The 20567-nt window shown below is 72.5% G+C and carries 18 protein-coding genes; 3 read left to right on the plus strand and 15 right to left on the minus strand.

Annotated features, from left to right (window positions below; translation table 11 throughout):
• Window positions 1-32: 32 nt before the first annotated feature.
• From cobA to ABZ956_RS23480, 7 genes are all read right to left on the minus strand, one after another.
• The gene (gene cobA, locus ABZ956_RS23450) at window positions 33-1265 is read right to left on the minus strand and encodes a uroporphyrinogen-III C-methyltransferase (protein WP_361896943.1); all 1233 of its coding nucleotides are present in this window, start codon (window positions 1263-1265) and stop codon (window positions 33-35) included.
• A gap of 147 nt (window positions 1266-1412) precedes the next feature.
• Window positions 1413-5015, minus strand: a complete 3603-nt coding sequence (gene cobT, locus ABZ956_RS23455; RefSeq protein ID WP_361896946.1) for a nicotinate-nucleotide--dimethylbenzimidazole phosphoribosyltransferase — start codon at window positions 5013-5015, stop codon at window positions 1413-1415.
• 219 nt (window positions 5016-5234) lie between these two features.
• The gene (gene cbiE / locus ABZ956_RS23460) at window positions 5235-6449 is read right to left on the minus strand and encodes a precorrin-6y C5,15-methyltransferase (decarboxylating) subunit CbiE (RefSeq protein ID WP_361896949.1); all 1215 of its coding nucleotides are present in this window, start codon (window positions 6447-6449) and stop codon (window positions 5235-5237) included.
• Window positions 6450-6570: 121 nt separating this feature from the next.
• Window positions 6571-7215 carry a GNAT family N-acetyltransferase gene (locus tag ABZ956_RS23465; protein ID WP_361896952.1) on the minus strand — a complete coding sequence of 215 codons (645 nt, stop codon included), beginning with the start codon at window positions 7213-7215 and terminating at the stop codon, window positions 6571-6573.
• A gap of 186 nt (window positions 7216-7401) precedes the next feature.
• The gene (locus ABZ956_RS23470; RefSeq protein ID WP_361896955.1) at window positions 7402-8271 is read right to left on the minus strand and encodes a MetQ/NlpA family ABC transporter substrate-binding protein; all 870 of its coding nucleotides are present in this window, start codon (window positions 8269-8271) and stop codon (window positions 7402-7404) included.
• A gap of 97 nt (window positions 8272-8368) precedes the next feature.
• Window positions 8369-9127 carry a methionine ABC transporter permease gene (locus ABZ956_RS23475; protein WP_361896958.1) on the minus strand — a complete coding sequence of 253 codons (759 nt, stop codon included), beginning with the start codon at window positions 9125-9127 and terminating at the stop codon, window positions 8369-8371.
• The gene (locus ABZ956_RS23480) at window positions 9124-10230 is read right to left on the minus strand and encodes an ATP-binding cassette domain-containing protein (protein ID WP_361896961.1); all 1107 of its coding nucleotides are present in this window, start codon (window positions 10228-10230) and stop codon (window positions 9124-9126) included. The genes ABZ956_RS23475 and ABZ956_RS23480 overlap by 4 nt, the downstream gene beginning before the upstream one ends.
• 418 nt (window positions 10231-10648) lie before the next feature.
• Here ABZ956_RS23480 and ABZ956_RS23485 point away from each other — a divergent pair, with 418 nt between their 5' ends.
• Window positions 10649-11008, plus strand: a complete 360-nt coding sequence (locus ABZ956_RS23485; protein ID WP_361896964.1) for a hypothetical protein — start codon at window positions 10649-10651, stop codon at window positions 11006-11008.
• Complete coding sequence (locus tag ABZ956_RS23490; RefSeq protein WP_361897150.1) at window positions 11005-11436, plus strand: hypothetical protein; 432 nt, start codon at window positions 11005-11007, stop codon at window positions 11434-11436. Before ABZ956_RS23485 ends, ABZ956_RS23490 begins: the two co-directional genes overlap by 4 nt.
• Before the next feature lie 15 nt (window positions 11437-11451).
• On the opposite strand, the gene ABZ956_RS23495 is transcribed toward ABZ956_RS23490, so the two are convergent.
• The 3 genes from ABZ956_RS23495 to ABZ956_RS23505 all read right to left on the minus strand — a co-directional run bounded on the left by ABZ956_RS23495 (window position 11452) and on the right by ABZ956_RS23505 (window position 13768).
• On the minus strand, window positions 11452-11952 hold the full coding sequence (locus ABZ956_RS23495; RefSeq protein ID WP_361896967.1) for a GNAT family N-acetyltransferase: 501 nt from the start codon (window positions 11950-11952) through the stop codon (window positions 11452-11454).
• A gap of 48 nt (window positions 11953-12000) precedes the next feature.
• Window positions 12001-12495, minus strand: a complete 495-nt coding sequence (locus ABZ956_RS23500) for a sigma-70 family RNA polymerase sigma factor (protein ID WP_361896970.1) — start codon at window positions 12493-12495, stop codon at window positions 12001-12003.
• Between the two features lie 106 nt (window positions 12496-12601).
• Entirely contained in the window at window positions 12602-13768 is a 1167-nt protein-coding gene (locus ABZ956_RS23505; protein ID WP_361896973.1) for a glycerophosphodiester phosphodiesterase, read from the minus strand.
• A gap of 210 nt (window positions 13769-13978) precedes the next feature.
• On the opposite strand from ABZ956_RS23505, the gene ABZ956_RS23510 reads away from it, so the two are divergent.
• Window positions 13979-14647 (plus strand): lysophospholipid acyltransferase family protein, encoded by a 669-nt coding sequence (locus tag ABZ956_RS23510; protein WP_361896976.1) that lies wholly within the window; start codon window positions 13979-13981, stop codon window positions 14645-14647.
• 14 nt (window positions 14648-14661) lie between these two features.
• On the opposite strand, the gene ABZ956_RS23515 is transcribed toward ABZ956_RS23510, so the two are convergent.
• From ABZ956_RS23515 to ABZ956_RS23535, 5 genes are all read right to left on the minus strand, one after another.
• Window positions 14662-15492: an alpha/beta fold hydrolase gene (locus tag ABZ956_RS23515; protein WP_361896979.1), complete on the minus strand. Its 831-nt coding sequence runs from the start codon at window positions 15490-15492 to the stop codon at window positions 14662-14664.
• 206 nt (window positions 15493-15698) lie between these two features.
• Window positions 15699-17252 (minus strand): MFS transporter, encoded by a 1554-nt coding sequence (locus ABZ956_RS23520; RefSeq protein WP_361896982.1) that lies wholly within the window; start codon window positions 17250-17252, stop codon window positions 15699-15701.
• Complete coding sequence (locus tag ABZ956_RS23525) at window positions 17249-17797, minus strand: helix-turn-helix domain-containing protein (protein ID WP_361896985.1); 549 nt, start codon at window positions 17795-17797, stop codon at window positions 17249-17251. The genes ABZ956_RS23520 and ABZ956_RS23525 overlap by 4 nt, the downstream gene beginning before the upstream one ends.
• A gap of 88 nt (window positions 17798-17885) precedes the next feature.
• A complete protein-coding gene (argH, locus tag ABZ956_RS23530) occupies window positions 17886-19313 on the minus strand; it encodes an argininosuccinate lyase (RefSeq protein ID WP_361896988.1) in 1428 nt (475 codons plus the stop codon).
• Window positions 19310-20503, minus strand: a complete 1194-nt coding sequence (locus ABZ956_RS23535) for an argininosuccinate synthase (protein WP_361896991.1) — start codon at window positions 20501-20503, stop codon at window positions 19310-19312. Before ABZ956_RS23535 ends, argH begins: the two co-directional genes overlap by 4 nt.
• Window positions 20504-20567 lie beyond the last annotated feature (64 nt).

Below are 20567 nucleotides of genomic sequence, written 5' to 3' on the forward strand. Positions count from 1 at the left end.
GCGGTTCGGGACGGTGACGCGGTGTGCGGGGGTTACGTGCCGGCCGGCGCCGGGGCCGGCGTCACCACCTCGCCGATCACGATGACGGCCGGCGGGCGTATGCCCTCCGCCTTCACCCGCTCCCCCGCCGTGGCGAGCGTGGCGTCCACGCGGCGCTGGGCCGCCATGGTGCCCTCCTGCACGACCGCCACCGGGGTGTCGGCCGGGCGCCCGTACCGCATGAGGGCCGAGGCGATCGCGCCGATGTTCTCGACCGACATCAGCAGTACGAGCGTGCCGCGCAGCCGCGCCAGCGCCTCCCAGTCCACGAGCGAACGCGGGTCGTCGGGCGCGACATGGCCGCTGACCACGGTGAACTCATGGGCCACGCCACGGTGGGTGACGGGGATTCCGGCCGCCCCCGGCACGCTGATCGAGCTGGAGATGCCCGGCACGACGGTGCACGGAATGCCATGCTCCGCCAGGGCCTGGACCTCTTCCATGCCGCGTCCGAACACGAACGGGTCCCCGCCCTTGAGACGGACGACCGCCTTGCCGGCCTTGGCGTGCTCGATCAGAGCGCCGTTGATGGCCTCCTGGGCCATGTACCGGCCGTACGGGATCTTCGCCGCGTCGATCACCTCGACGTGCGGCGGCAGCTCGTCCAGGAGGTCGCGGGGGCCGAGGCGGTCGGCGATGACCACGTCGGCCTCGGCGAGCAGCCTGCGGCCGCGGACGGTGATCAGGTCGGGGTCGCCGGGGCCGCCGCCGACCAGGGCCACGCCCTTGGCCCGGTCCCGGAAGTGCGGTGCGGCCAGCGAACCGTCGCGCAGGCCCTCGACGATGGCGTCGCGCACGGCGGCGGAGCGGCGCGGGTCCTGGCCGGTCAGCACGGCCACGGTCACGCCCGCGCCGCGGCCGGTGGCCGGCGTCCAGGCGGAGGCGGAGGCGGCGTCGTCGCTGCGCACGGCCCAGACGCGGCGCGCCTCGGCCTCGGCGGAGGCGGCCTCGTTGGCGGCGGGGTCGTCGGTGGAGATCAGGGCGTACCAGGCGCCGTCCAGGTCACCGTCGCGATAGCGGCGGCGCTCCCAGCGGACCTCGCCGGCCTCGGCCATGGCCTCGACGGAGGGCGTGGCCGAGGGGGACACGAGCAGCACGTCCGCACCGGCGGCGATCAGTGCGGGCAGCCGGCGCTGTGCGACCTGGCCGGCGCCGAGAACGACGACGCGGCGCCCGGCAAGGCGCAGTCCGACGGGGTAGGCGGCGACTTCGGCATGCTCGGCCATGGGCAGGTCTCCTCGTACGAATGCGCTGGTGAGGACACCTTAAGGGGCGTGGCGCGGGTTGTGGGCAGTCGTTCCGCAAGGCGGAACGGGTGGGCACAACCAACCACCGGGCCGCACCCGCATCGTCAACCCGCCGCCCCCCGGACGTCAGCTCTTCTCCGCCACACCCGCCGCGTCAAACGTGGCGACCTCATGCATCGCCCGCGCCGCACTCTGCACGACCGGCAGCGCCAGCAGCGCCCCCGTGCCCTCGCCCAGGCGCAGGTCGAGGTCCACCAGCGGGCGCAGGCCCAGCTTGGTGAGGGCCGCGACATGGCCGGGCTCGGCGCTGCGGTGGCCGGCGATGCACGCCGCCAGCGCCTCGGGGGCGATGGCGCGGGCGACCAGGGCCGCGGCCCCGGCGCTGACGCCGTCGAGGATCACCGGCGTGCGCAGGGACGCGCCGCCCAGGATCAGGCCGACGAGCGCGGCGTGCTCCAGGCCGCCGATCGCGGCGAGCACACCGATCGGGTCCTTCGGGTCCGGCTTGTGCAGCTCCAGCGCGCGGCGCACGACGTCGATCTTGCGGGCGTGCATCTCGTCGTTGATGCCGGTGCCGCGGCCGGTGATCTCGGCCGGGTCGGCGCCGGTGTAGACGGAGATGAGGGCCGCCGACACCGTGGTGTTGGCGATGCCCATCTCGCCCGTGAGCAGGGCCTTGTTGCCGGCCGTGACCAGGTCGCGGGCCGTCTCGATGCCCACCTCGACGGCCTGCAGGGCCTCTTCTCGGGTCATCGCGGGGCCGGTGGTGAAGTCGGCCGTGCCGGGCCGGATCTTGCGCGGCAGCAGGCCGGGCGTGCTGGGCAGCTCGGCCGCGACGCCCACGTCCACGACGCAGACCTCGGCGCCGACCTGGTTGGCGAAGGCGTTGCACACCGCTCCGCCGCCCAGGAAGTTGGCCACCATCTGCGAGGTGACCTCCTGGGGCCATGCCGTGACGCCCTGGGCGTGCACGCCGTGGTCCCCGGCGAAGATGGCGACGGCCGCGGGCTCCGGGATCGGCGGCGGGCACTTGCGGGAGAGGCCGCACAGCTGCGCGGAGATGATCTCCAGCATGCCGAGCGCGCCGGAGGGCTTGGTCATCCGCTTCTGCCGCTCCCACGCCTCGCCGAGCGCCTTGGCGTCCAGCGGGCGGATGCCGCGCAGGGTCTCGGCGAGCAGGTCGTGCGGGTCCTCGCCGGGCAGGGCGCGGCGCCCGTACTCCTCCTCGTGGACGACCCACGACAGGGGGCGGCGCTTGGACCAGCCGGCCTGCATCAGCTCGGGCTCGTCCGGGAACTCGTCGACGTAGCCGACGCAGAGGTAGGCGACAACCTCGAGGTGCTCCGGCAGGCCGAGGGCGCGGACCATCTCCCGCTCGTCGAAGAAGCTGACCCAGCCGACGCCGAGGCCCTCGGCGCGTGCCGCGAGCCAGAGGTTCTCGACGGCGAGCGCGGAGGAGTACGGCGCCATCTGGGGCTGGGTGTGCCGGCCGAGGGTGTGCCGGCCGCCCCGGGTGGGGTCGGCGGTGACGACGATGTTGACGGGCGTGTCGAGGATGGCCTCGATCTTCAGTTCCTTGAACTGCTTGGCCCGGGCCTTGGGGAGGGACTTGGCGTAGGCCTCGCGCTGGCGGGTGGCCAGCTCGTGCATCGTCCGGCGGGTCTCCTCGGAGCGGATGACGACGAAGTCCCAGGGCTGGGAGTGGCCGACGCTGGGCGCGGTGTGCGCGGCCTCCAGGACGCGCAGCAGCACCTCGTGCGGGATGGGGTCGGTACGGAATCCCTTGCGGATGTCGCGCCGCTCCCTGATCACACGGTGGACGGCGGCCCGCTCGGCCTCGTCGTAGCCGACGGCCGGGGGGCCAAGCGGCTCGGGCTCGGGCTGCGGCTCGGGCTCGGCCTCGGCGGCGGGCGCCGCTTCGGTCTCGGGCGCCGCTTCGGCCGCCGCGTCCTGCTGGGCCGGCTCGGCCGGGACCAGGTGGATGTGTACGGGCTCGGGGGCCGGTTCCGGGACCGGCTCGGGCGCCGGGGCCCGGTCGGCGGCCGGCGTCTCCTCGACGGGGGCCGGGGCGGGGACCTGGTCCTGCTCCGGGGCATGCTGCGCGGGCACCGCCTGGTCGGGGGCCGCCTGGACAGGGGCCGCCGCCTCGGGGGCCGTCGCCTGAGGAGCCGCTTCCTCGGGCGCGGTGGCCTGCGGCGCGGGCTCCTCGACGGATGCCTGGGGCTGCTCCTCGGCGACCGGCGCCGGGGGCACGGGCGCGGGCTGGACCGGTGCCTCGACGGGCACCTCCACGACCGGCGCCGGCTCGACGGGTGCCTCCGCCACCGGGGCAGGCTCGACGGGCACCTCTACCACCGGGGCAGGCTCGACGGGCGCTTCCGCGACCGGGTCGGGCGTCGGCTGGGCGGCCGGCACCGGCTCGGCCGGAGCCGGGACGGCGTCGGCGACGGCCTCGGGGACGGCCTCGGGCTCGGCGGAAGCCGGGTCGGCGGCGACGGCCGGTACGGGCGCGGGCTGCTCGGCGTCCAGGGCCGGCGTCACGGTCGCCTCGTGCTGTTCGGGTGCGGACTGCTCGTCAGCTTCCGCCGCCGGAGCGGGCTCGGCGGCCTCGGCGACCGGGGCCTCGGGCGCGGGCTGCTCGACGACGGCCTGCGGCTCGGGCGCGGGCGCCTCTTCGGCGACCGGCGCCGGGGGCACGGCCGCGGCCGTGTCCTGGGCAGGCGTCAGGGGCTCCTCGACGGCGGCCGGGGCCTCGGGCGCGGCCGGGGCCTGCACGGGGGTCTGCTGGGCGAGGTTCGGCACCAGGCGTTCGACGAACGCCTGTGCCGCGCCGGGGGCCACGCCCCCGACCGGCTGCTGCTGCGGCTCGGCGGGCGCCGGGACCGCGGCGGGCTCCGCGGCCGCCGCCTGCGGCTGGGGCGCGGCGGCGGACGCGCCGTCCTGCGCCGGCACCGACACGGGCTGCGGCGCGGCGACGGCGGTGGCCTCGGGCTCCCGCTGGCCGGGCACGGACTGCGGGGCGGGGCTCTCCGCGGACGCCAGGGCTGAGGCCGGCTCAGACTCCGGCAGCGTCTGGGCCTCGGGGATTATTTCGTGCCCCGCCACGGGTGCGGGTGCCGCCTGCGCCACTCCGGCGCCGGCGTTCTGGGTCGGCACGAAGGCCACGGGGGGCGCCGTGTCGTCGGGGCCCGGGGAGGGCGGTGCGTCGAGGTACTCGACGCCCGCGACCTGCGGGGCCGGGGTGCCGACGGGCTGCTGGGGAGCGGCCGGGCCACGGTCGGCGAGGGAGCGGACGACGCCGTTGGAGGGGTCGGGCACGGGCGGGCCCATGTGCAGCGGGCGGCGCGGCGGCGCGGCGGCCGCGGGGGCCTGGGCCGGCGGCGGGGTGCGCACGCCCGTGTAGTCGAGGGAACCGGTGTCACGGCCGCCCGTCTCGTGCGTACCGCCCTGGGGCGCCGGCTGCTCCATCCAGGCGCCCTGGGCGCCCGGCATCAGCAGGAGGTCGTCCTCGTCGGCGACGTCGTTCTCGAGGAAGGCATACGTAGAAGGTGCAGTAGGCGCAGTAGGGGCGGTAGGCGCAGGTGGCGCAGCGTGCGCAGTCGGTGCAGCGTGCGCAGTCGGGACTCCGGTGTCGGCAGGGGCTGCGGCGTCCGCGGGAAGCGGGTGGCCGGGCAGTGCGCCTGCGTTCTCCGGCTGTCCCTCGTCCGGGAACCGGCCGGTGTCGGTCATGCGTACCCCTCGCCCATCGGTAGTGCTCCTTCCAACCGCTCACGCCCATAGACAAGAACGAGCGTGGATGCCTCGCGGCACGTTGTGTGCCGTCCGGTGTCACCCTGCCCTGTACGCGCCAAGCGGGGGGTGCGTTCGGAGCATTGACGACTGTGGTGTCGGACACCGAGCGGCTGCAACAACGATCCGCCAGCCTACCCTCCGCCCGGCCCCCGGCCCTCAGGGGTGTGTACGACGGCCACTCAGGAGGAAGGCTACGGCGCGCTCGCGCTCGGCCCAGGCGGTTGTGTCCAACTCCACCGCCTGGAGCAGCGTGCACTCCACGGCGTACCCGCCCTCGGCGAGGGCGCGGCCGATGGCCTCGGCCTGGTCGCGGGTGGCGGCGTGGGTGACGATGCGCTCGGGGCGGCGGTCGGCGCACGCGGCGACGACGGGGGCTCCCCCGCCGCCGACGCGGACCACGTCGGGTTCGGGGAGGTCCTCCAGGACCTGGGGGGCGGTGCCCTCGACGACCTGGAGCTGCACGCCGTGGTGCCGGGCCGCCGCGGCGGTGCGCCGGCAGGCCTCACGGTCGCGGTCGACGGCGATGACGGCGGCGCCGAAGCGGGCGGCTTCCACGGCCGCCGCGCCGCTGCCGGAGCCGATGTCCCAGACGAGGTCGCCCACGCGCGGCCCGAGCCGTGCGAGTTGGGCGGCGCGCAGTTCGGTGCTCTCGCCCTCGCCGAGCCCGGGTCCGTACGCCTCGGCGGGCAGGGCCCAGCCCCGCGCGGCCGACGGGTGGCCGGGGTCGCGGCCGGCGATCCAGCCTCCGGTGCGCACGGCGGGCACGCCGGAGCCGCCGATGACGATGACGACGTTGGGGTCGCGCCAGGTGTGGTCGGCGGCCCGGTCGGAGGTGACGACGGTGACCTGTTCGCGCTCGGTGCCCAGTTCCTCGCAGATGACGAAGGTGCGGTGGACGGTGCCGAGGAGGAGGGCGAGTTCGGCGGGGCCGGCGCCGGGCGAGGTGAGGACGGCGACCTTGGGGTGGGCGCGGCAGACGTTGACGGCGCGTCGCAGGTCGCGGCTGTGGGCGACGACGATCTGGGCGTCGTCCCAGGGCATGCCGGCGCGGGCGAAGGCGGCGGCGACGGCGGAGACGGCGGGCACCACCTCGACCTCGAGGCCGTGCTCGGGTGCGCGCAGGGTGCGGACGACGCCGAAGAAGCCGGGGTCGCCGTCGGCGAGGACCACGGCCGAGCCGCGGTGCTGGGCGATGCGGCGGGCGGCGAGGTCGACGCTGCCGAGCCGGATGCGCTCGGCGGTGGGCGGCACCTCGGGCAGGGCCAGGTGGTGGGCGGCGCCGGCCACGAGGGTGGCGGCGGCCAGGGCGGAGCGGGCCGCGTCCGGAAGCGGTGAGCCGTCCCACCCGATCACCGTGACCCGGTCGGCCATCGTCGTCTGTCTCCTGGGCTTGTCTGGGGTCGGTGGTCCCCCGGGCAGGGGGCCGGCGCGGGCAGGGTGAGCGTACCCCGATGGGTAGGGACCGCAGCGGGGCCGCGGGGCTGAAGGGGGCTCAGCGCCAGTCGGGGAAGGTGGAGGCGTAGTCGTAGCCGCCCCCGGGGTGGCCGTCGCGGCCCTCGTCGAGGTCCTCGGGCAGCAGGCTCCAGACGATGAGGTCGGTGCGGGTCTCGGTCCACCCGGCGTCCTCGGTGCGGGTGCGTGCTATCCACGCGCTGCGCAGCACCCCCTCGCTGACGCAGCCGGTCTTCTGGGCGACCTGCTGGGCGGCGGTGTTGTCGGCGGCGGTGCGCAGTTCGAGGCGTTCGAACTTCTGGTCGCGGAAGAGCCACTCGGCGACGGCGAGGACGGACTCGCAGGCGTAGCCCTCGCCGCGGGCCCAGGGGGCGGTGATGTAGGAGGCCTCGGTGGCCAGCATGCGCCAGTCGGTGTTGCGGAGGTGGACGGTGCCCACGAGGCGGTGGGTGAGGAACTCGGTCACCGCAAAGACGATTCCGCGCCCGGAGGTGCGCTCCCCCGGTGCCCGGCGCAGCGCCCAGTCGCGGGCGTCGGCGGTGGTGTAGGGGTAGGGCGCGGAGGTCCAGGCCGTGATGAGCTCGTCGTTCATCATCTCGGCGAGGGCGGGGATGTCTCCGGCTTCGAACGGGCGCAGCACCAGCCGGTCCGTACTGATGGAGATGTCCGGAAAGGTGGAAGTCATGCGCTGCTCCAACGCCGGGGCGGGTGGGCTCGGGGTGATGCGGGTGTGCTCGGGTGCACCAGCATGCAGCATCGACGGGTGGGTATGCCAAGCGCCGGGCCCCGCGTACGGCGAATGCGTACGCGGGGCCCTGGGCCATCTGCGCGGCCGTGGTGACAGAGTGTCAGCTCTGCTCGGCCGCTGCCGTCAGCTCTTCGGCGCGCCGAAGGCGGGGATGACGGCGCCGTTGCTGAACTTCTCCTCGATGAACTTCTTGACCTCGTCGGAGTTGAGGAGCTTGGCGAGCTTGGCGATGCGGGGGTCGCCCTCGTTGCCCTTCTTGACGGCGAGGAAGTTGGCGTAGGGGTTGCCGTCGGCCTTCTCCAGGGCCAGGGAGTCCTTGGCGGGGTTGAGCTTGGCGCCGATGGCGAAGTTGCCGTTGATGACGGCGGCGTCCACGTCGGCCAGGCGCGAGGGGATCTGGGCGGCCTCGAGCTCGGTGAACCGCACGCCCTTCTTGTCCTCGATGTCGGAGAGCTTGGCCTCGGCGCCGACGCCGTCCTTGAGCTTGATGATGCCGTTGTCGGCGAGCAGCTTGAGGGCGCGGCCCTCGTTGGTGGCGTCGTTGGGGACGGCGATGGTGGAGCCGGAGCCCAGGTCGCCGACCTTCTTGCCCTTCTTGGAGTACAGGCCGAGCGGCTCGATCTCGACGTTGACGACGGGCACGATGTCGGTCTTGTTCTTCTTGTTGAAGTCGTCGAGGTACGGCTTGTGCTGGAAGAAGTTCGCGTCGACGTCGCCGTTCTGGGTGGCGGTGTTGGGGAGCACGTAGTCGTTGAACTCCTTCACCTCCAGGTTCAGGCCGGCGTCCTTGGCGAGCTTGTCCCGGACGAAGTTCAGGATGTCGCCGTGGGGGGTGGGGCTGGCGGCGACGACGAGCTTGGCCGCCGGGTCGGCGTCCTTGCCCTTCTTCGAGCTGCTGGAGGAGGTGTCGGAGGGGGCGCTGCAGGCGCTCAGGCCGAGGGTCAGCGCGGCGGCTGCCGCGACGGCGGCGGTGAGCTTGACGGTGGTACGCACGAAGAGTGCCTCTTTCTTGTTCTCACGAGGTGTTGCCGCCCGGCAAAGGGTCCGGGCTCGTGGGTTGTGGGGGGTGGGGGCTCGCGGGCCGCCCGGCTCAGGCCGCCTTGGTGGGCTCCGCGGCCTCGGGGGCGGTGCGGGGCTTGGGGACGGCGGGGGCCCAGAGCCTGCGCAGGCCCACGGCCGTGGCCTGGCGGCCGCTGCGCCGGGTCAGGCGTCGTACGGCGAGGTCGCCGGCGAGCTGGACGATCGTGACGATGGCGATGAGCAGCACGATGGTGACGTTCATCAGGCCGGTCTCGTGGCGCATGTAGCCGTAGGTGATGGCGAGGTTGCCCAGGCCGCCGCCGCCGACCGCGCCGGCCATGGCGGAGTAGCCGAGGAGGGCGATGACGGTGGTGGTCAGGCCGGCGATGAGGGAGGGCAGGGCCTGCGGGAGGAGGACCTTGAAGACGACGGTGAAGGTGCCGCCGCCCATCGACTGGGCCGCCTCGATCAGGCCGTGGTCGACCTCGCGGATGGCGGTCTCCACCAGCCGGGCGAAGAACGGCACGGCGCCGATGACCAGGGCCACGACGGCGGCGCTGGGGCCGATGGAGGTGCCGACGATCAGGCGGCTGAGGGGGATCAGCCAGACGAGCAGGATGATGAAGGGCAGCGAGCGGCCGAGGTTGACGATCACGCCGATGACCTTGTTCACCACGACGTTCTGCAGCAGCGCGCCCCGGTCGGTGAGGACCAGCAGCAGGCCCAGCGGGATGCCGCCGATGACGGCCCAGACGGTGGACCACCACACCATGAAAAGGGTGTCGAGACAGGCGTCGCGCAGCAGGGGCTGCATCTCGGTCCAGGTCACTTGGCACCTTCCTTCAGGAGCGCGTCGGCAGGCGCCGGGGTCTTGATGTCGGCGACGTCGACCTGCAGGCCCTGCTCGCGCAGGAAGCCGATCGGCACGACGTTCTCCTCGAAGCGGCCGGGCAGCTCGATGCGCATCCGGCCGACCTGCTTGCCGGCGATGGTGTCCATCGCGGCGCCCAGGATCGAGATGTCGATGTTGTACGTGCGGGAGAGCTGCGAGATCACCGGCTGGGTGGCGGCCTCGCCGTGGAAGGTGACGTCCACGACGGTGCGGTCGGGGCCGGAGGGCTCGCCGCCGACGGGGAAGAGCTCGGCGGCGAGCTCGGAGCCGGGGGTGGCGAGGATCTCGGAGACGGTGCCGGACTCCACGACGCGGCCGCCCTTCATCAGCGCGGCGGAGTCGCAGATGGTCTTGACGACCTCCATCTCGTGGGTGATGAGGAGGACGGTCAGGCCGAGCTGCTGGTTGAGGTCGCGCAGCAGCTGGAGGATCGAGCGGGTGGTCTCCGGGTCGAGCGCGGAGGTCGACTCGTCGGAGAGCAGCACCTTGGGGTCGCCGGCCAGGGCGCGGGCGATGCCGACGCGCTGCTTCTGGCCGCCGGAGAGCTGGGCGGGGTAGGCCTTGGCCTTGTCGGCGAGGCCGACGAGGTCGAGCAGTTCGAGGGCCTTGCGCTCGCGCTCCTTGCCGGAGACGCCGAGGATCTCCAGCGGCAGCTCGATGTTGCTCTGCACGGTGCGCGAGGAGAGCAGGTTGAAGTGCTGGAAGACCATGCCGATGCGGCTGCGTGCCTTGCGCAGTTCGGCGCCCGCCCGGGTGCCTCGGCCGGCGAGGGCGGTCAGGTCCTGTCCGGCGACGGTGACCGTGCCGGAGCTGGGGCGCTCCAGGAGGTTCACGCAGCGGATGAGGGTCGACTTGCCGGCGCCGCTCTGTCCGACGACGCCGTACACCTCGCCCTCACGGACGTGCAGATCGACGCCGTCGAGGGCGGTGACCTCGCGGCCGCGTGAGCGGTAGACCTTTGTCAGGCCCGTAGTGGTGATCACAGGGGTTTCCGTCACTGTCGAGTGCGCGGCGGTGGTGGTGCCGGCACGGGCATTCATTGCGGAACGCGGCATGGGAGCCCCCGGTGGGCGCGTACGGGCGCGGTGCGGGGGTCCTGGTGACGCGGGGCGGTGGTCCGGGTCCGGCGGCGGTGGCCGGGCGCGGGGTCCACGGGGTCTCGCTTCGGGGCGCGAGGCTACGGAACGGGGGCCCTCAGCGGTCACACATTCGACACATGCGACGAGCAGCACCGGGCGTCGTCATCGCCTCGGTCGCAAGAGTGCGGGTGCTCGTCGTGGTCATGCGGGCCAGTAAAACAGAAGTGCGTGCGAATCGGCCAAGCCTGTCCGAATGCCGGACACCGATGATCACCTGGTGGACAGGCGGGGGCGCGGGCGGTCCGTGCCCACCGGACGATTAAAGTCGTCCCATGCCTGTCAAGCCCCATTCGCCCGCCCGCGCCGCCGGGGGGTCACGGTGATCGGCGCGCTGACGCTCGCGGCCGGTCTGGCCGCCCTCGCGCTGGCCGCCTGGTGCGGCTTCGCCTTCTCGCGCGACCAGCCCACCAAGGACTGGCACTTCATCGGCATGGCCGTGGTGACGGTACTCGCCCTGGCGCAGCTGGTCATCGGCGTGGTGCGGCTGGCCGGCGGCGACGAGCCCGCGCAGGGCACGGCCATCTTCGTGGCCTATCTGCTCGGCGCGGCGGCGGCGGTACCGGCGGCGGGCTTCATGTCGCTGGCCGAGCGGACCCGCTGGGGCTCGGCAACCGTGGCGGCGGGCGCCGTGATCCTGGCCGTGCTCGAGGTGCGGCTGTACGACATCTGGGGAGGCTGACCGTGTCCGAACCCACGACGCCCGGCAAGGGGTCCCGGGCCGCTTTCGACCTCGGCCAGGGGCCCGGCCGGCTGCTGGTCTGGCTGTACGGGGTGTTCACCGTCGCCGCGGCCTCGCGCTCGGTCGTCCAGATGATCCTGGACTTCGGCCGGGCGCCGCTGGCGTACGTGCTGTCGGCCGCCGCCGCGCTGGTGTACGCCTTCATCACGTACTCGCTGGTGCGCGGCGGCGAATCGGCCCGCAAGGCGGCGCTGGTGTGCTGCGCCGCCGAGCTGGCCGGCGTGCTGATCGTGGGCACCTGGACGCTCGTCGAGCCGTCCGCCTTCCCCGACGCGACGGTCTGGTCCGACTACGGCATGGGCTACCTCTTCATCCCCGTGATCCTGCCGGTGACCGCCATGGTCTGGCTGCGCCGGGCACCACGCTGAGGAACCCCCGGAACGCTAGGCACTCGTCACGAAGGCGGGTGCCGCTTCCTTTTCCAGGGTGATCAGGGTCAGCGTGCGCGAGATCTGCTCGGTACGGGTGCGCTGGTATCCCTTGTCGCGGTAGAAGCGCAGGTTGACCTCGCTGCGCTGGCCGGTGGCGAGGCGGTACCGCTTGGCGGACCAGTCGGCCGCCAGGTGCTCCTCGACCGCGGCGAGCAGCCGCCCGCCCAGGCCGTGCCGCCGCATCCGGGGGTGCACGATGAGTTTGGTGATCACGGCCGTTCCCTCGCCGTCGACCGTGCCGCGCACGGAGCCGACGACCTCCTCGCCGAGCCGGGCCACGAGCACGCAGCCGCCGCCCAGTTCGGCGCGCAGGTCGTCGAGGGTCTGGGTGAGGGGCTCGATGGAGTAGTCGCCGTAGAGCTCGGCCTCGCTCTGATAGCAGAGGTATTGGAGTTTGAGGATCTGCTCGGCATCGTTCCCGGCCGCGGCCGAGATGGTCACGCTCATGCCCATGTGCGCATGCCTCCCCTGGTGGGTTGCCTATCGCTCCTTTCCCCCGCGTCAAGGAGCCGCAATCTCTGCCATGAGCATTCTGCGCAGGCATCCCAGGCAACGGGAACGTACGGGCCCCAAAGATCCTTGTGACATTCCCAACTTCCCTGCGATTTCCCGGTAGGTCGGGTCGTTGCCGGACAGCAGGGCCGCCAGCAGCCCGGGGCAGCGGCCGGGCAGGCGGCGGACGGCCGCGCGGAGTTCGCGGCCCGCTTCGGCGGCCAGCACGGTCTGTTCGACTCCGGGGCCGGCCCCGGGCGGCGGCTGCGCGGTCGGGTCGTAGGGCACCTCGCGGCGCGCCCGGCGGCGGGCGGCACGGGCCTCGGAGCGCACGGTGGTCCGTAACCGGGCGGCGGAGACGGTCGTGCGGCCGTCGCTCAGCAGCCGCAGCCAGACGGACTGTTCGAGATCGGCGGCGTCGAGCCCGCCGGCCGCGGCCGCCTCCGCGGCGCACTCGGCCTCGAGCAGGGGTCCGAGCCGGGTCAGGAGATCACTGTGCGTCATGCGGTCGGGGACGCCCCGCCCCGCCCCGCGGTTTCCCGCTCACCCGGCAATCACCCGTACGGGGCGGGCCGCGGCCGGCCCGCCCCGCCTCGCCGGACGCGGTGCGTCAGCGCTTGAGGTACGCGTCCCGCGCGAGGGCCGCCGTGTCGGGGTTGTCCGAGAATATGCCGTCGATGCCGGTCGCGAAGTAGGTGGCGAACGCGCCGAAGGCGTCACCGTAGGCGTTCGGGTCGCCGCCGCGCCGGAAGTCGGCCGGCAGGAAGCTGTTCTCGTTGCGCATCGTGTACGGGTGCACGATCAGCCCGGCGGCGTGCGCGTCGCGCACCAGCGCGGTCGGCTTGGTGAGCTTGTCGTTCTTGTCCCGGGGGATGACCAGGTTCAGCCAGGGGCCGATGCCCTGGGCGAAGCCGGAGACCCAGGCCAGGCCCTTGGGCGTGATGAGGTCGGCGACCGTGCGCGGATCCTTGGCCTCGGTGAAGTCCCAGGGGCGGGTCGTGAGGTCGTCCAGCAGCAGGACCTTGGGGCAGTCGACGCCGAGCCTGTTCAGCCGCTGGAGGCTGCTGGGCTCGAAGGACTGCACGAAGGTGTAACCGTTGCGGCCGGCGCGCCCGTAGCGGCGCAGCAGCTTGGCCAGGCGCTCCTCCAGGCCGAGGCCGGCCTTGCGGAAGTAGGTGGGGTGCTTGGTCTCGACGTGCAGCCAGATCCGGCGGCCGCGCTTGCGGCCCTGCTCCTCGGCCCACTTGAGGACCTCTTCGAAGGTGGGCACCTGCCAACGGCCGTCGTAGAGGGTGTTGTGCTGACGGGTGGCGGGGATGCGCTCCTTGGCGCGGAGCGTCCTGAGCTCGGCGAGGGTGAAGTCCTCGGTGAACCAGCCGGTGTGGGCCTCGCCGTCGACGGTCCTGGTGGTCTTGCGGGAGGCGAACTCCGGCCGGGAGGCGACGTCGGTGGTGCCGGTGATGTCGTTCTCGTGCCGGCAGACCAGGTGGCCGTCCTTGGTGGGGACGAGGTCCTGCTCGATGACGTCCGCGCCGTTGTCCAGCGCGAACTGGTAGGAGCCGAGGGTGTGCTCGGGGCGGGAGCCGCTGCAGCCGCGGTGGCCGATGACGGTCGGCACCGGCAGGTCCTTGTACGAACCTCCCCGGCCGCCGCGCTCCGTCGCCGTCCCTGCCGCCATCGCCGGTGCCGCTCCGCCGCTCAGGACGACCGCTCCCGCGCCGAGGGCCGCCGCGGCCCCCAGCATCGTGCGCCTGCCCGGCCGCTGCTCCTGCTGCATGAACTCTCCTCGGTGCTGTGTGTTGCGCTGGCCGGGCGATCGTATGCGCGTACGACTTCCCGGTTGAAGAACGCAAACGGAACGGAGGGAAAAGTCACGTCAACACTCTGTTTCGAGTCGGTCAACCTCAGGTGCGTGGGACGGGTACCCGCGAGTATCGTCACGTGCGCGCTGTGTGCGCCCGCCCGAACACCACGACCGGAGGGTCCGTTGTCCCGCATCTTGCTCAAGGCGTTCCTCGGCTTGCTCATGCGCGTCCTGTACCGCCCGACGGTTCAGGGAGCCGAGCACATCGCCGGGAGCGGGCCCGTGATCCTGGCCGGGAACCACACGACGTTCATCGACTCGCTGTTCCTGGCCCTGATCGTCAAGCGGCAGGTGTTCTTCATCGGCAAGGACGAGTACGTCACGGGCAAGGGCGTCAAGGGCCGGCTGATGGCGTGGTTCTTCACCGCCTCCGGCATGATCCCGGTCGACCGGGACGGCGGCAACGGCGGTGTGGCCGCGCTGATGACCGGCCGCCGGGTGCTGGAGGAGGGCAAGGTCTTCGGCATCTACCCCGAGGGCACCCGCTCCCCCGACGGCCGGCTGTACCGCGGCCGCACCGGCATCGCCCGCCTCGCGCTGATGACGGGCGCGCCGGTGGTGCCGTTCGCGATGATCGGCACCGAGAAGGTCCAGCCCAGCGGCAAGGGCATCCCGCGCATCGCGCCGGTGACGGTGCGCTTCGGTGAGCCGCTGGACTTCTCCCGCTACGAGGGCATGGACCGCGACCGCTATGTGCTGCGCGCCGTCACCGACGAGGTGATGAGCGACGTGATGCGTCTGTCGGGCCAGGAGTACGTGGACATGTACGCCACCAAGGCCAAGGCGGCCTGAGCCGTCACCGGCCGTCAGGCTCCGCCGAGGCAGCGGGGCTGGAAGGCCGGGTCGGCCGGGCCCTTGCGGCCCAGGGCGTTGAGCACCCACTGCGCGACGACCGGGTCCTTGGTGGCCTGGTCGTGCATGTAGAGGTCGAGCGGGCACTTGTCCTGCAGGACGACGTTGGTCAGGCGCTCGGCCGGGCCGGTGAGCAGGGCGCTGGTGTAGGGGATGACGACCTCGTCGTACCGGGTGGTGACGACCGTGTAGTCGGGGCCGGCCGGCGTCTCGTCGCCCTCGTTGAGCTTCTTCAGCAGGTCGGAGCCGGCCTGCTGGTCCACGCAGGAGGGGCAGAAGGTCCAGCCCGCCGGGATCGCGAGCGGGTTCTTCGTGCCGTGGTTGGAGGGGACGATGCCCACGAGGTCGTCGACCTTGTCGGCGCCGCCGAGGAACTTGACGTAGTAGCGCGGCAGCATGCCGCCCTGGCTGTGGCCGACGATGTCGACCTTCTCCGCGCCCGTGGCACCGCGCACGGCCTCGACGAAGTCCTTGAGCTCGGCGGCTCCCTGCGGGATCGGGGCGGTCTCCATGTTCCCGTAGTTGAAGGCGAAGACGCAGTAACCCGCCTCCTTGAGCTTCGGGGAGAGCCGGGACCAGTTCTCGACCATCAGCTTGAACGTGCCGTTGACCAGCACGACCGGCTGCGGGTGTGCCGAATCCGGCTTGCAGGACCAGTCGTTGGCGCCCTTGGGCGGGATGTCCAGGGGCGAGGCGGAGGCCGGGGACGCGGTGAGTCCCATGAGGCTCAGGGCGGCGGTGGCCGCGGCGGCGACCAGGAACCGTGCGGTGGTACGCAGACGCATGGTGTGGGGATTCCTTTGAACACGGCGTCCGACCACGGACGCCCTCGTCCGAACGACGTTCGACAATGTCGACCGATGTGGACGTGATGTTCCCCGGGGCGTCAGTACGGCGTCAAGAGAGTTACCCGCCGGTAAAATTCACAGGGACCGGGGCTTGCCAGCCCCGGTCCCTGTGCGGTTTGCTGCTCATTCGAGCCCTACCCGGCTCAGCCGCCGTACCCTTCCTCCAGCCGTTGCCCGCGCAGCAGGCACCAGGCCGCCACCGCCGTGGCCAGCAGCACCACGGCCCCGACACCCGAGGCGATCCGCAGACCCTCGACGAAGGCGTCCTGGGCCGAGGCCAGCAGCGCCCCGCCGGTGTCGGCCGGCAGCGTGGCCGCCGACTCGACCGCCCCGCCCAGCGACTCCCGGGCCTCGGTGGCCTGTGCCACCGGGACGTCGGCGGGCACGGCGAAGTCGCGGTAGACGCCGGTGACGATCGAGCCGAGCAGCGCGATGCCGAGCGCGGCACCGAGCTCGTAGGCCGTCTCGGAGACCGCCGCGGCCGCGCCCGCCTGCTCCTTGGGCACGCTGGAGAGGATCACGTCGGCGGTGACGGTGAAGGAGAAGCCCGCGCCCACGCCGACGACCAGCAGCACCGTGCCGAGCACGGGGTAGGTGGTGCCGGGCGCCAGCCAGACCAGCACCGCGAGCGCCAGCCCGATCGCCGCGAGCCCGCCGGCCACCACCGACCGCACGGACCAGCGCCGGGCGGCCTGCCCCGCAAGGAGACCGGCCGTCACCGCGCCGATCGCCGCGGGCAGTTCCGCGAGCCCCGCCTCCAGGGGGCTGCGGTCCTGCACCAGCTGGAGGAACTGGGACAGGAAGAACACCATTCCGGACAGGCCCAGCACCGTCAGCAGGTCCGCCATGACCGCGGCCGAGAAGCCCCGGTGATGGAAGAGCCGCATGTTCAGCAGCGGCGAGTCCAGGGTGAGCTGACGCCGTACGAACCACGTCAGCGCCGCCAGGCCCACCGCGGCCACCAGGGCGATCGGCCAGGTCGGGCCGTGCGTGGCGCCCTCCTTGATCGCATAGACGACGGCGATGACGCCCACCATCGACAGCACGACACTCAGCAGGTCCCAGGGCCCCGGCGCGGGGTCGCGGGACTCCGGCAGCAGCTTGACGCCGACGAGCACGAGCACGGCCATGACCGGCAGGTTGATCAGGAAGACCGATCCCCACCAGAACTTCTCCAGCAGGAAGCCGCCCACCACCGGGCCCACGGCCGCACCGGCGGAGGCCATGGCGCCCCAGACGCCGATGGCCAGGCTGCGCTCCCTGGGGTCGTGGAAGATGTTGCGGATGAGGGCGAGGGTGGATGGCATCAGCGTCGCGCCCGCCACACCCAGCAGCGCCCGGGCGGCGATCATCAGCTCGGGGCTGGTCGCGTAGGCGTTGAGCACCGAGACCGCGCCGAACGCGACCGCGCCGGTCAGCAGCAGCTTCTTGCGGCCGATGCGGTCGCCGAGGCTGCCCATGGAGACGAGCAGACCGGCGATGACGAAGGAGTAGACGTCGCCGATCCACAGCAGCTGGGTGCCGGAGGGGCGCAGGTCCTCGCTGAGGAAGGGCGTCGCCAGGCCCAGCACGGTGGCGTCGACGGCGACGAGCAGGACGGCCAGCGCGAGCACGGCCAGCGCGAGCCAGCGCCCCGGGCGCGGCGGCTGCGCGGTCTTGCGCCCATCGGGCTGTGGGGCGCTGGTTTTGCTGCTCACCGGTCCACCCTCCGCTGCGCGCCGCCGAGCAACAGCTCGGAGACCATGCGGGTGAGGTCCTTGGCGGCCACCCGCCCATCGTGCACGGCCCACGCCCCCGCGGCGATCAGGCCGTACAGCGCGTCGGTGAGCCAGGCGGGTGACAGGTCGATGCGGAAGGCCCCCTCTTCCTGGCCGCGCACGAAGAGCGCGTTCACGCGGGCGTCGAGACGGTTCCAGCCCTCGTTGATCTCGCCTTCGAAGAGTTGGTTCTCGCAGTAGAGGAAGGACAGGATCCCGGCGACCGGCTCGGTGTGGGTGATGAGCCGCCGTACGGCCTCGACCGCGTCGCCCTCGTCGGTCCGGGCTTCGTCCAGGGCCCGCTCGAACTGCTCGATGCCGAGCTGTTCGAGGGCGCGGACGAGCGCGTCACGCCCGGCGAAGTGACGGTGGAGGGTGGCCCTGCTGATGCCGGCGGCCTTGGCGATCTCGTCCATGGAGGCGGTCGCCTTGCGGGTGAGCAGGGCCGCGGCTGCTCTCAGTACTCGTTCACGGTCGAGGCTCATGAGACGACGATAACCCGAATGAGACAATGATGTCTCATTCGGGTCGTCGATGTGTCGACAGCGACTGGTCGGGGGCAGGTCGGTGCCGTCAGCCGCGCCAGGCGTCCGCCCACTCCCGCTGGAGAGCCAGGTCCGCCTTGACCTCCTGCAGCTGCGTCGCCACGGCGGAGGGGGCCGTACCGCCCCGGCCGCTGCGGGAGGCGAGCGCACCCGGCACGCTGAGGACCGTACGGACCTCGGGGGTCAGGTGCGCGGAGATCGCCTCGAACTGCTCGTCGGTCAGCTCGTCCAGCTCGATGTCGCGCGCCTCGCACTCCTTGACGCACGCGCCGGCGACCTCGTGCGCCACCCGGAAGGGCACGCCCTGCTTGACCAGCCACTCGGCGATGTCGGTGGCCAGCGAGAAACCGGCGGGGGCCAGCTCCTCCATCCGCTCGCGGTGGACCGTGAGGGTCGCCATCATCCCGGTGAAGGCCGGCAGCAGGACCTCCAGCTGGTCGCAGGAGTCGAAGACCGGCTCCTTGTCCTCCTGAAGATCCCGGTTGTAGGCGAGCGGCAGGGCCTTGAGCGTGGCCAGCAGCCCGGTGAGGTTGCCGATCAGCCGGCCCGACTTGCCGCGCGCCAGCTCGGCGATGTCGGGGTTCTTCTTCTGCGGCATGATCGAGGAGCCGGTGGAGAAGGCGTCGTGGAGGGTCACGAAGGAGAACTCCTTCGTGTTCCAGATGATGACCTCCTCGGCGATGCGCGACAGGTCGACGCCGATCATCGCCGTGATGAACGCGAACTCCGCGACGAAGTCGCGCGAGGCCGTGCCGTCGATGGAATTGCCCACCGAGCCCCGCTCGAAGCCGAGGTCGGCGGCCACCGCCTCCGGATCCAGCCCCAGGGAGGACCCGGCGAGCGCCCCCGAGCCGTACGGCGAGACGGCCGTGCGCTCGTCCCACTGCCGCAGCCGCTCCGCGTCCCGGGACAGGGCCTGGACGTGGGCGAGCACATGGTGGGCGAAGAGGACGGGCTGGGCGTGCTGCAGGTGCGTACGCCCGGGCATGGCCACGTCCGGGTGGGCCTCGGCGAGGCCGACGAGCGCCTCCTGGAGGTCGGCGATGAGCCCGCCGATGATCCGGGCGTGATCCCGCAGGTACATCCGGAACAGCGTGGCGACCTGGTCGTTGCGGGACCGTCCGGCGCGCAGCTTGCCGCCGAGCTCGGGCCCGCACCGCTCCAGCAGCCCCCGCTCGAGGGCGGTGTGCACGTCCTCGTCGGCGATGGTGCCGGTGAACGTGCCGGCCGCGACGTCGGCCTCGAGCAGCCCGAGGCCCTCGATCATGCGCGTGAGCTCGTCGTCGGTCAGCAGCCCGGCCTTGTGCAGCACGCGCGCGTGCGCGCGGGAGCCGGCGATGTCGTAGGGGGCGAGCCGCCAGTCGAAGTGGACGGAGGCGGAGAGCTTGGCGAGGGCCTCGGCCGGTCCGTCCGCGAACCGGCCGCCCCACAGGCGTACGTCCTGCTGCTCGCTCACGCGAGGTCCCGCTTGGCGGCGATCTTCGAGGACAGGCCGAAGATCTCGATGAAGCCCTTGGACATGGACTGGTCGAAGGTGTCGCCGGTGTCGTAGGTGGCGAGGTTGAAGTCGTAGAGCGACTTCTGGGACCGCCGGCCGTTGACGACGGCCCGGCCGCCGTGCAGCGTCATCCGGATGTCACCGGAGACGTGCTCGTTGGCCTCGGCGATGAAGCCGTCCAGGGCCCGCTTGAGCGGGGAGAACCAGAGGCCGTCGTAGACGAGCTCGGCCCACCGCTGCTCGACCTGCCGCTTGTACCGGGCGAGCTCACGCTCGACGGTGACGGCCTCCAGCTCCTGGTGCGCGGTGATCAGCGCGATCGCGCCGGGGGCCTCGTAGATCTCCCGGGACTTGATGCCGACCAGCCGGTCCTCGACCATGTCCAGCCGCCCGACGCCCTGGGCGCCGGCCCGCTCGTTGAGCTGCTGGATGGCCTGCAGGACGCTGACCGGCTTGCCGTCGATGGCCACCGGCACGCCCTGCTCGAAGGTGATGATCACCTCGTCGGCCTCCCGGGGGGTGGCCGGGTTGGCGGTGTAGTCGTAGACGTCCTCGATCGGGGCGTTCCAGATGTCCTCGAGGAAGCCGGTCTCAACAGCCCGGCCGAAGACGTTCTGGTCGATGGAGTACGGCGACTTCTTGGTCGTCGCGATCGGGAGGCCCTTGGCCTCGCAGAAGGCGATGGCCTTGTCCCGGGTCATGGCGTAGTCCCGGACCGGGGCGATGCACTTCAGCTCGGGCGCGAGCGAGGAGATACCGGCCTCGAACCGCACCTGGTCGTTGCCCTTGCCCGTGCAGCCGTGGGCGACGGTGGTCGCGCCGTGCTTCTTGGCGGCGGCCACGAGGTGCTTGACGATCGTGGGCCGGGACAGGGCGGAGACCAGCGGGTACCGGTCCATGTACAGGGCGTTCGCCTTGATCGCCGGGAGGCAGTACTCCTCGGCGAACTCATCCCTGGCGTCGGCGACCTCCGCCTCCACCGCACCGCAGGCGAGCGCGCGCTTGCGGATGACGTCCAGGTCCTCGCCGCCCTGGCCGACATCCACGGCGACGGCGATGACCTCGGCGCCCGTCTCCTCGGCGATCCAGCCGATGGCGACGGAGGTGTCAAGGCCGCCCGAATAGGCGAGTACGACGCGCTCGGTCACGGGGTTCTCCTTACGGTGCAGTGCGCTGCGCTCTCATGCGCTGTTAGGCATAACTATGCACTGC

It is taken from the genome of Streptomyces sp. NPDC046261 (genome assembly GCF_040646235.1).
GTDB lineage: Bacteria > Actinomycetota > Actinomycetes > Streptomycetales > Streptomycetaceae > Streptomyces.